A 9,470-nucleotide genomic window follows, 5' to 3' on the forward strand; every position below is an offset into this window, starting at 1 on the left:
GCCCCCGGGGTGAGGCGGCCCAGCGCGAGCCGGCCCGGGGCGTGTCGGCGGGCACATGCGGGCGCCGTCCGGGCCTCGACCGCGAGGTGCTCACGCGGGCGGATGCCGTCAGCGCGTGGTGTGCGCGTCGAGGAAGTCGATGGTCTTCTGGAGGGTCGTCCGCGCGTCGGGCAGGTCGAGGTGGAACTGGTACTCGTGGGGGAGCTGCGGCTCATGCGGGGCGGGCCAGAACTGGGTCGTCACGTCGACGCCGAGCTCATCCAGGCGCTGCGCCATCGGGATCGACTGCAGCCAGGTGAGCCCGTCGCCGTTGCCGCCGGAGATGTAGGTCGTCGGGAAGTCGGCGGTGACCCAGTCGACGGTCGACATGGTGGCCCCGGTCGAATCCTCGGCCCAGGTCTTCGTGCCGGAATAGGCCCACATCGCCGACTTGAATCCCCACCCGGCGATGCCGTCGAGCCGGGCGAGGGCGGCGAGGTCGTACACGCCGCAGTTCAGCACGGTCGCGGCGAGCTGGTCGGCCTCGAGGGAGGGCGTGATGCCCATGATGGCCGCGTAGTCGGGGCTCGTGATCAGGGTCGCCATCTGGCTCGCCAGCTGCGCACCGGCCGAGTCTCCGGCGAGCACGATCTGCGTCGGGTCGACGCCGAGCTCCGCGGCGTGGGCGTCGATGTAGGCGAGCGCCTCGTCGAGCTGGTGCACGGCGAGGGGGTAGACGCCCTCCGGGCCGATCGTGTAGTTCACGCCGATGGTCGTGTATCCCTCACCGGCGAGGATGCGCAGGTACGGGTCGACGTTCTCCTTGGCGCCCGAGATCCAGGCGCCGCCGTGTATCCACACCACCGTCGGCAGCGGCCCCGTGGCGGACGCCGGACGGAAGACATCCATCGTGGTGTCGGCGCCGCCATCCCCGTACGCGACGTCGAGCTTCTCGGTGAGCTTCGTGTCGGGGACGTGCCGCTCCATCTCGGCGGCGGTGTCGTCGCCGCCCTTCGTGAACACGGCGCGGATGATCATGGCGGACGGCCAGGGCGTGATCGACCCGATGATCGCGATCACGGCCACCACCGCGATGACCACTGCCAGGGCCACCTTCGTGCGGTGCCAGGGCCTGCGGACCTTCTTCGGGCGTGCGGATTCGTCGGCGTGCGCGTCGATGCTCATGGACCCCTCCCACCGCTCAGTGTGCCAGTATTCCGGCCGGTCGATCGCCGGCTCCGCACCGCACGGGGGCTCGATACGATGGGCCGATGGCCGACCGACCCCGACGACGACGCCTCGTGATCCTGTCGGCCACCGGCAGCATCCCGTGGGTGCGGCACCGCCGGGATCGGTGCGCGCCGTGAGCGCGGCGGGTCCGCAGGTCGACTATCGGCGGGTGCCGTCCGGCTACCTGCTCACGACCTTCGAGTACGACGTGCACGACCCGGTCGTCTGGCCGGAGCACGTGCACGACGAGCATGAGCTGCTGTGGTCGGCCGGCGGCATGGCGCGGCTCGAGGCCGAGGGTCGGGTGTGGGCGATCCCTCCTGCGCTCGCCGTGTGGGTTCCTTCGCGCGTGGTGCATCGGGCCTCTGCCGAGCGGGGCGCACGGGTGCGTGCCACCTATCTGACGCATGGCGGTCCCCACACGGCGGCGATGCCGGATGTCGTGACGGGGGTGGCGATGACCGAGCCGTTGCGCGTGCTGCTCGATCACAACCTGCAGGGCACTCTCGACGACGGTGCGCGGCATCGACTGCAGCGGGTGATCCTCGACCTGCTCGTGCCCGCGCCGCGCGAGTCGTTCGAGCTCGTGATGCCGCGGAGTGCGCACCTGCACATGGTCGCGAGTGCGATCCTCGCCGATCCCGCAGACAAGCGCACGACCGCCGATTGGGCCTACGAGTGCGGGGTGCACGGACGCACGCTGGCGAGGCAGTTCGAGGCGGAGACCGGGATCTCGTTCACGCAGTGGCGCATCCTCGCGCGGATGCAACTCGCGATCCGCGAACTCACGCACGGGCGCCCGATCGTCGCGGTCGCGCGGTCGGTCGGATACCGCAATCCGTCGACCTTCATCGACCATTTCCGCGCGCTCACGGGGCAGACGCCGGCGGAGTATGTGCGAGGTTCGCGGGCGGATCGAGCCAGCAGCGGCGGAGAGTGAGTACCGAAACCGGTACAACCCGTCCCCTCTTCGGCATGGGTGATCGTCTAGCTTAGGTCAGGCAACCCTTACCAACGCCGGGCGGTGTCATCGTCCGGGGTTTCGTCGCGATCACAGGAGTCCCATGTCCCTCTTCGCCTCCGCGCACCCGAATCGCAGAGTGCGCCGTCTCGCCGGCATCCTCACCGCCTCCGTCGCCGTGTTCGCGCTCGCCGCATGCAGCGCCCCCGCGGAGGGCGACGCCTCCGACGACACACGTGTCTACGAGAGCGCCTTCGGCGACGTCGAGCTGCCCGAGACCATCGAGCGCATCGTCTCGGTCGATTTCTACACGCCGGCCGCGCTGATCGATCTCGGCATCATGCCGGTGGGCGTGGTGAACACCTACTTCACCGACACCGAGGGGCTGGCGATCCCGGTGCAGTACTCGTCGGCCATCGCGGATGCCGACGTCGAGTCCATCGGCGAGTACTACGAGCTGAACCTCGAAGCCGTCGCCAAGGCTGACCCCGACGTCATCATCGCGACCAGCGACTTCCTGCCCCTGGACGACCCGCTGCGCGAGGAGCTGGAGAAGGTCGCGCCGATCATCACGTTCGACGCGCGTGACGGCGAGAGCTGGCGCACGCGCGCGACGGAGCTGGCGAAGATCCTCGACAGGGAGGACGTGCTGCAGCCCCTCGTCGAGAAGTACGACGCCCGCCGGGACGAGATCAAGGAGCAGTACGCGGGGATCCTCTCGGATCAGGCTGTCACGGTCTTCGTACCGTTCGCGGACGAGTGGGCGACGTACGCCGACACGCACTTCTCGACCCCGATCCTGCGCGACCTCGGAGCGACCTTCCGCGAGCAGGCGGACGACGAGATCAACGAAGCGAAGTTCCCGAACTGGTTCTCGTACGAGAACCTCGACCGTCTCGCCAACGCCGACGTCATCCTGCTCAACAACCACGACGAGGAAACTCTCGCGATGCTCGACGCGAACACGATCTGGCAGAACCTCCCCGCGGTGCAGGGCGGCATGGTGTTCGACTACATCCCGCTGTCGCCCACAGGATCGTTCGGCTGGGCGTCCGAGAACCTCGAGGATCTCGACGCCCTGCTCGCCCAGGTGCAGACGAAGGTCGACGCCCAGGGCTGATGAGCGAACTGCATGTCGCAGAGGTGACGCGCACCGCCTGGCTCACGCCGGGCATGGTGCGCGTCACCTTCGGCGGAGAAGGGCTCCGCGGTTTCCGCACGACCGGCGTCGGCGACGAGTTCGTCCGCGTGCACTTCCCCTCATCCGACGGGGTGCTGCATCTTCCGACGATCGACGAGGACGGCGTCTGGCACTACCCGGAGGGAGTGGACGACCACGTCGAGCCGTACACGATCCGTCGGCATGACGAGGCGACCGGCGAGGTCGACATCGACCTCGTGGTGCACGGCCACGGGCGGGCGGGCGCGTGGGCCTCCGCCGCGGTGCAGGGAGACCGGGTCGCGTTCGGCGATCCGCGGGGGCTGTACCGACCACCGTCAGGTGCGATCGAGCAGGTCTTCGTCACGGATGCGACCGGGTTGCCTGCGCTCGCGCGGCTGAGCGAGCAACTGCCTCCCGGGATCCGCGCGGTCGCCGCGGTCGAAGTGGCTGAGGAGTCGCATCGGATGCCGGTCGGCGACGGCTCGCTGGCGGTGCGCTGGATCGTCGGACGCGGCAACGGCGTGGGCCCGAGCGCGATCACCGAGGCCCTCCGGGCGCTGCCCATCACCGACGACTGCTACGTGTGGGTCGCCGGCGAGGCGGGCGAGTTGCGTGCCGCCCGTCGCTACCTGCGCCACGAGCGCGGGCTCTCCGCCGACCGCTACGCCGTGATCGGGTACTGGCGTGATCGGCAGGAGGAGTGGCTCGAGCGCTACGAAGGACTCGACGACGACACGGTCGCCTCGCTCCAGGCGATCTGGCAGTCGGCGGACGACGACGAGGTGCGCCGTGACCGCTACGACGAGCACCTCGCCCGACTCGGACTCTGACCGTGACGATCGTCGAGACTCCCGCCGCCGAGGTGGCCGCGCCCGCGCGTCCGCGGCACCTGGCGCTCACCCGCACGCTCTTCCTCCTCGCTGCGCTGGTCCTGCTCATCCTCATGTTCCTGGTGAGTCTCGGGGTGGGCGCACGGGGGATCTCCTTCGCCGAGGTGTGGCAGGCGCTCTGGCATCCCGACGGCGGCGAGACGTCGTTCATCGTGCACGAGATGCGGATGTCGCGTGCCTGCCTCGCACTCGCCGTCGGTGCAGCACTCGGGGTGGCCGGCGCGCTGATCCAGGCGCTCACCCGCAACCCGCTCGCCGACACCGGCATCCTCGGCGTGGGGGCGGGAGCGAACGTCGCGGTCGTCATCGCGATCGGCCTGCTCGGGGTCACCGCGCTCTCGCAGTATCTGTGGTTCGCCTTCGCCGGCGCCGTCCTCGTCACGGTGCTGGTCTACGCGCTCGGATCGATCGGGACGGCGGGCGCGACGCCCGTGCGGCTCACGCTGGTCGGCATCGCGCTGGGCGCGGTGCTCGGCGGCTTCGCCTCGGCGATCACCATGCTGAACCCGGACTCGTTCGACGACATGCTGCGCTGGAGCGCCGGGTCGCTCGCGGGGCGGGGGTGGTCGACCCTCGCCGTGGTGGCCGTCCCCATCGCGATCGGACTCCTGATCGGGGCGGTCGCGGGTCGTCCGCTCAACGCGATCTCGCTCGGCGACGATCTCGCACGATCGCTCGGCGCGAACGTGACCCGCACCCGCGTTCTCGTGATCGTCGCCGTCACGCTGCTCGCGGGCGCGGCGACGGCGGCGGCCGGTCCGATCGGTTTCGTCGGGCTCATGGTGCCGCACGTCGTGCGCTGGTTCACGGGTCCTGATCAGCGCTGGATCATCCCGTTCTCGGCCCTCGGTGCCGCCCTGCTGCTCCTCGCCTCCGACGTCGTCGGGCGGGTCGTCCTCGCTCCGCAGGAACTCGAGGTGGGCATCGTCACCGCATTCGTGGGGGCGCCGGTGCTCATCGTCCTCGCCCGTCGCACGAGGGTGAGCACGCTGTGAACACCGCGAGCGGACCCGTGGTCGATTTCGGCTATCGAACGTTCGGCGTGCAGCATCGACACTGGTCGGGCACGGTGTCGGCACGCGCGGTGCTCGTGACACTCGCGATCACCGCCGCCACCGTGTTCGGTGTGATCCTGTCGATCTCCACCGGGACCTCCGACATCCCACTCGACCAGGTGGTCGGCGGGCTCCTGGGTACGGCCGACGGCGGCACGGTCCTGGTGGTGCGCGAGTGGCGGATGCCGCGTGCCCTGCTGGCGGCGCTGTTCGGCATCGCGCTGGGGATGTCGGGAGCGGTCTTCCAATCGCTCACCCGGAACCCGCTCGGCTCGCCCGACATCATCGGCTTCTCGGCGGGGTCCTACACGGGCGCGCTCATCGTGATCCTCGTCACCGGCGGCGGGTACTACGCGGTCGCGACCGGAGCGCTGCTCGGCGGCATCGCCACCGCCCTGGTGGTGTTCGTGCTCGCCTACCGGCGGGGCGTGCAGGGGTTCCGCCTCATCATCGTCGGCATCGGCGTCTCCGCCCTGCTCGCGGCGCTCAACACCTATCTGATGCTCAAAGCCTCCACCGAGCAGCAGCTGACGGCCGGCGTGTGGGGGAGTGGATCCCTGAACGGCCTGTCCGTGGCGGAGCTGGTGCCGGTCGTCGTCGTGCTCGTCGTGCTCGTTCCGGCGGTCCTCGCCCTCTCCCCGGCGCTGCGGGTGCTCGAACTCGGCGACGACGCGGCCGGGTCCCTCGGATCGCGCCCCACCGGCATCCGCCTCGCCGCGATCGTCCTCGGCGTCGCCCTGGTGGCCCTGGTGACCGCGGCGGCCGGGCCGATCGCGTTCATCGCCCTGGTCGCGCCGCAGATCGCGCGCCGCCTCACCCGCTCGGCCGGGGTGGGCCTGATCGCCGCCGGCATGACCGGTGCTCTCCTGCTCGTGCTCAGCGACTTCCTCGCGCAGCGTCTGTTCGCCCCGCTGCAGCTCCCGGTCGGCATCGTCACGGTGTCGGTCGGCGGCATCTACTTCGTCTGGCTCCTGATCAGGGAGACCCGGCGCCGATGACCCTCTCGAAAGACGGACCCGTCATGACCGCATCCGCTCCCGCGACCACCCGACTGCACGCCGACGACGTGACGATCGGCTATGACCGTCGGGTGATCTCCGAGGCGCTCGACGTGCGTATCCCCGACGGCTCGTTCACCGTGATCGTCGGTCCCAACGCGTGCGGCAAGTCGACCCTGCTGCGCAGCCTCGCTCGTCTGCTCAAGCCCGTGCGCGGGCACGTGCTGCTCGACGGCCGCTCGATCGCGCGCATGCCGGCGAAGGTGCTCGCGAGAGAGGTCGGCCTCCTGCCGCAGACCTCGCTGGCTCCGGACGGGATCGTCGTCGCCGACCTCGTCTCGCGGGGACGGTATCCGCACCAGGGACTCATCAGGCAGTGGTCGGCGGAGGATGCCGGTGCGGTCGCCGAGGCCCTGGCGGCGACGAACACCACGGAGCTGTCGACGCGGCTGGTGGACGAGCTCTCGGGCGGACAGCGTCAGCGGGTGTGGGTCGCGATGGCGCTCGCGCAGGAGACGCCGATCGTGCTGCTCGACGAACCGACCACCTTCCTCGACATCGCCCACCAGATCGAGCTGCTCGAATTGTTCCGACGCCTGCATCACGAAGGCCGTACGCTCGTTGCTGTGCTGCACGACCTGAACCACGCCGCCCGATACGCGACGCACATCATCGCGATGAAGGACGGCCAGGTCGTCGCCGAAGGCCCGCCGAAGGAGATCGTGACGGCCGAACTGGTGAACGAGGTCTTCGGCCTGGAGTGCCTCGTGGTCGCCGACCCTGTCGCAGGCAGCCCGCTCGTCGTGCCGCTCGGCTCGGCGACGCTGTGACGACGGCGGGGGCTGTCTTCCGCGAGGGGCTCTGGGGGCCAGGACGCCGCGGTCGCGCGGTGCTGTCCGTCGCGGGATTCTGCGGGCATCAGCTCGCCGAGGTCATGGTGCCCGTCGCGGTGGGTGTCGTGATCGATCGGGCCATCGCGCCGGGGGATCCTGTGGCGTTGGCCTGGGGGATCGTCTTCCTGGTCGTCGTGTTCGCGGTGCTGATCGGCGCCTGGCAGCTCGGCGATCGTCTCGGCACGCGCGTGTACGCGCAGGGGGAGCATGAGCTGCGGCAGAGCGTGGTCGGGCTGGCGTTGCGTCGCCGCACCCGTCGTCCGGCCGGCGAGGTGCTCACGATCTCGTCCTCGGATGCCGGGGAGACCGCCGGGTTCTTCTGGACGATCGCAGAGCAGGCTGCCGCGGCCACCGCGGTGCTCGTCGCCTGCGCCACGCTGCTCGTGATCGCCTGGCCGCTGGCGGTCGCCGTCGTGATCGGCACCGTCGTGCAGGCGCTGGTCGTGAACGCGTGCAGCCGGGGGCTCCGGCGGCGCGGGTACGAGGCGCAGCGTCAGGCGGCGAGGCTCGATGCCGTGAGCACCGACTACGCGACCGGACTGCGCGTGCTCGGCGCGCTCGGCGGCGCGCCCCGAGCGACGGAGCGCTACGTCGCGGAGAGCGCGATCGCCGCCGAGGCGGCCTACCGTGCCGAGCGTGCGGCCGCCGGACTCAGCGCGCTGAGTCTGTTCGTGAGTGGGCTCGCCTTCACGGGGATCGCGGTGCTGGGCGGATGGCTCGCGTTGGAGGGGACGATCACGGTCGGCGGCTTCGTCACCGCCATCGGGCTCGCGCAGACGATCCGCGAACCGCTGCAGTCGCTCGGCCACCTCCCGGCGCAGATCGCCGCCAAACACGGATCTGCCACCCGGATCGCGGAGTTCTCCGACGAGGCCAGGGCCGTCGCCGACGGGGGAGCGAATGCCGTTCAGCCCGACGGGGAGCGGTCCGCTCCTCGCGGTCGCACCGTCGCCCGGGTGCAGGTCGCCGGACGGTGGATCGACATCGCCGCGGGCGAGGTCACCGGCATCCGGGCCGATCCCGAGCGCATCGTCGACCTCGCGCACCTGTTCGGAGGACGACGAGATGCCGTCGCCGGTGAACTGCTCATCGGCGACGTCGATGCCGCGCACCTCGCGCCGGCGGCTCTGCGCGCCGCGGTGTTCGCGCCGCCCCACGACGCCGCCGTCTTCACCGGGACCGCGGCGGAGAACATCGCGCCCCGGATCGACCACGCGCACCTCGAGGCGTCCGCGTTCGACGAAGTGCTCCGACGTCTCCCGGCCGGCCTCGACGAGCGTGTGGGCGAGCGCGGTCTGCTTCTCTCGGGTGGTCAGCGGCAGCGGCTGCTGCTCGCCCGGGCTCTGCACCAGCCCCAGCCGCTGGTCGTGCTGCACGAGCCGACCACCGCGATCGACCCCGTCACCGAGGCGCAGGTCGCCGCCGGACTGGCCGCGGAAGGGCGCACGATCCTGCTCCTCACAGACCGGGCGTCGCTGCTTTCCGCCTGCCATCGCGTGCACGACCTGAGAGGAGCGGAGGATGTCTGACGAGAAGCTGCCGATCGCGACCAGGGCCGAGACCGCTCGCGGGCTGTCGACCGCCCTCGGGAAGGAGCGGGTGCTCCTGGTGTTCGCGCTCCTGGCGCTCTGCGCGGGAGTCGGCGCCGCCCTCCTCGCTCCGTGGATCATCGGCGCGATCGTCGATGACATCGTCGACGGCGGACGCTCGCTGCTCCCGTACGGCATCGCGCTCGCCGGATCGGTCGTGCTCGGAGCGGTGCTCACGTGGGTGGGTCGTGTACTGCTGGCGCGGCTCGGACAGAGGACCATCCGCGAGGTCAGGGAGGCCGCGTTCCGATCCGCCCTCGCGCAGCCGACCGCCCGCATCGAGGCCGCGGGCACCGGCGACCTGGTCGCTCGTCTGTCCGGTGACGTCCGGGCCGTCGGGCAGGTGGTGGAGGAGGCTCTGCCGGCGTTCCTCAGCGCCCTGTTCGGCGTCGCCCTCAGCCTCGTCGGGATGGGACTGCTCGATGGGCGCTTCGCTCTGGCCGCGCTGCTCGCCGCGCCCCTGCAGTATTTCGCCCTGCGTCGGTTCCTGCGTCGTTCCGCGCCCGTGTACCGCGCGCACCGTGCCGTCGTCGCCGAGCGCGGGCAGCGCACGATCGAGGCGGTGCGCGGCGTCGACACCGTGCTGGCGCTGCGGGCCGAAGAGCAGCATCTCGCACGCATCGCCGAGGCGAGTCGTCAGGGGATCGATCTCGAGGTGCAGGCGACGAGCGTGCGCAACGACTTCAACGTGTTCCTGAACCTCGCCGAGCTCG

The 9,470-nt window shown here is 70.8% G+C and carries 9 protein-coding genes; 8 read left to right on the forward strand and 1 reads right to left on the reverse strand.

All coding sequences use genetic code 11. The features are described from left to right. Positions 1 to 108: 108 nt before the first annotated feature. Positions 109 to 1,164 (reverse strand): alpha/beta hydrolase, encoded by a 1,056-nt coding sequence (locus tag CQ042_RS12055; protein WP_105670720.1) that lies wholly within the window; start codon positions 1,162 to 1,164, stop codon positions 109 to 111. A gap of 178 nt (positions 1,165 to 1,342) precedes the next feature. On the opposite strand from CQ042_RS12055, the gene CQ042_RS12060 reads away from it, so the two are divergent. The 8 genes from CQ042_RS12060 to CQ042_RS12095 form a co-directional block, all read left to right on the forward strand. Further along, complete coding sequence (locus tag CQ042_RS12060; protein ID WP_181157551.1) at positions 1,343 to 2,149, forward strand: AraC family transcriptional regulator; 807 nt, start codon at positions 1,343 to 1,345, stop codon at positions 2,147 to 2,149. Positions 2,150 to 2,273: 124 nt separating this feature from the next. Beyond that, complete coding sequence (locus tag CQ042_RS12065; protein ID WP_105670722.1) at positions 2,274 to 3,290, forward strand: ABC transporter substrate-binding protein; 1,017 nt, start codon at positions 2,274 to 2,276, stop codon at positions 3,288 to 3,290. Beyond that, complete coding sequence (locus CQ042_RS12070; protein WP_105670723.1) at positions 3,290 to 4,162, forward strand: siderophore-interacting protein; 873 nt, start codon at positions 3,290 to 3,292, stop codon at positions 4,160 to 4,162. The genes CQ042_RS12065 and CQ042_RS12070 overlap by 1 nt, the downstream gene beginning before the upstream one ends. A 2-nt stretch (positions 4,163 to 4,164) precedes the next feature. Further along, entirely contained in the window at positions 4,165 to 5,217 is a 1,053-nt protein-coding gene (locus CQ042_RS12075; RefSeq protein ID WP_258132239.1) for an iron ABC transporter permease, read from the forward strand. Next, positions 5,214 to 6,275 (forward strand): iron chelate uptake ABC transporter family permease subunit, encoded by a 1,062-nt coding sequence (locus CQ042_RS12080; protein WP_105670724.1) that lies wholly within the window; start codon positions 5,214 to 5,216, stop codon positions 6,273 to 6,275. Before CQ042_RS12075 ends, CQ042_RS12080 begins: the two co-directional genes overlap by 4 nt. After that, on the forward strand, positions 6,272 to 7,105 hold the full coding sequence (locus CQ042_RS12085; RefSeq protein WP_105670725.1) for an ABC transporter ATP-binding protein: 834 nt from the start codon (positions 6,272 to 6,274) through the stop codon (positions 7,103 to 7,105). Before CQ042_RS12080 ends, CQ042_RS12085 begins: the two co-directional genes overlap by 4 nt. Then, positions 7,102 to 8,697, forward strand: a complete 1,596-nt coding sequence (locus tag CQ042_RS12090; RefSeq protein ID WP_146115392.1) for an ABC transporter ATP-binding protein — start codon at positions 7,102 to 7,104, stop codon at positions 8,695 to 8,697. Before CQ042_RS12085 ends, CQ042_RS12090 begins: the two co-directional genes overlap by 4 nt. Continuing rightward, a partial coding sequence (locus CQ042_RS12095; protein ID WP_146115393.1) for an ABC transporter ATP-binding protein occupies positions 8,690 to 9,470 on the forward strand: 781 nt, incomplete at its 3' end. The genes CQ042_RS12090 and CQ042_RS12095, both read left to right, overlap by 8 nt.

It is taken from the genome of Microbacterium sp. MYb62, from assembly GCF_002979475.1.
GTDB lineage: Bacteria > Actinomycetota > Actinomycetes > Actinomycetales > Microbacteriaceae > Microbacterium.